Source organism: Oleiphilus sp. HI0066, assembly GCF_001635725.1.
Genome location: NZ_LWFH01000009.1, coordinates 1 through 917 on the forward strand (window position 1 = coordinate 1; position 917 = coordinate 917).

Genomic DNA, 917 nt, shown 5'->3' on the forward strand with positions numbered 1-917 from the left:
AGCCCGAACTTTTACTCGATGCTATCGAAACGAATCAACCAGACTTGCTTTTACTAGATGTTATTCTCCCCAAGTGCACAGGGGTTGAGCTTGCGAGATTAGTACGCCAGCACACTCAATGGCGCAACATCCCTATTATTTTCCTTTCCGCAGAGGAAGACCCGAACGTACACCTAAACTCTCAAGAGTTAAGCACCACTCCATTTCTCACCAAACCAACTGATCAATCTAAGTTAGTAAATGCTATAAAACAGCAATTATCTGACAAGCAATCTCACGCAAAATAAGCAAAACTAGCCCGTAAATTTGCTAAATTCGCTGCTATCTTGCAGGAATAGTTTGCGAAGTTGCACAGCGAGCACTAGAATTGGCGCATCATTAGCTTTGCTTAAAAAAGAGTGCTCTTCATGCCAACAATTCTTATTCTAAATGGCCCAAATTTAAATCTCCTAGGGAAGCGAGAACCTGAAATATATGGTTCAGAAACACTAGAAGATATTGTTTCCAGAACAAACGCTATTGCAGAACAACATCAAGCAACGATTGAGCACTTCCAAAGCAATGCAGAACACGAGCTAATTGATCGCATTCATGCAGTCAGAAATTCAGACGTAATTGCCATTGTGATCAATCCTGGTGCCTTTACACATACAAGCGTTGCTCTACGTGATGCTCTGTTAGCAAGCGACTTACCGTTTTATGAAGTACATATCTCAAACGTTCATGCACGTGAGAGTTTTCGGCACCATTCCTACTTTTCAGATAAAGCGATTGCCGTTATTTGCGGCTTAGGTACGCACGGTTACGATGCGGCAGTAGAAGCCGCTATTCGCGCATCGCAATAGCAAAGAATTCAAGAGAGTTTATTTATGGATATCCGTAAAATTAAAAAGTTAATCGAGTTAATTGAAGACTCA

2 protein-coding genes are annotated in these 917 nt (G+C 41.3%); both read left to right on the top strand.

Annotated features, from left to right (window positions below; genetic code table 11):
- Positions 1–287: response regulator (locus A3738_RS00600; protein WP_156503841.1), on the top strand; the 287-nt coding region annotated here is incomplete at its 5' end.
- Positions 288–407: 120 nt separating this feature from the next.
- Positions 408–845 (top strand): type II 3-dehydroquinate dehydratase, encoded by a 438-nt coding sequence (gene aroQ, locus A3738_RS00605; protein WP_068475024.1) that lies wholly within the window; start codon positions 408–410, stop codon positions 843–845.
- The last annotated feature ends 72 nt before the right edge of the window (positions 846–917 follow it).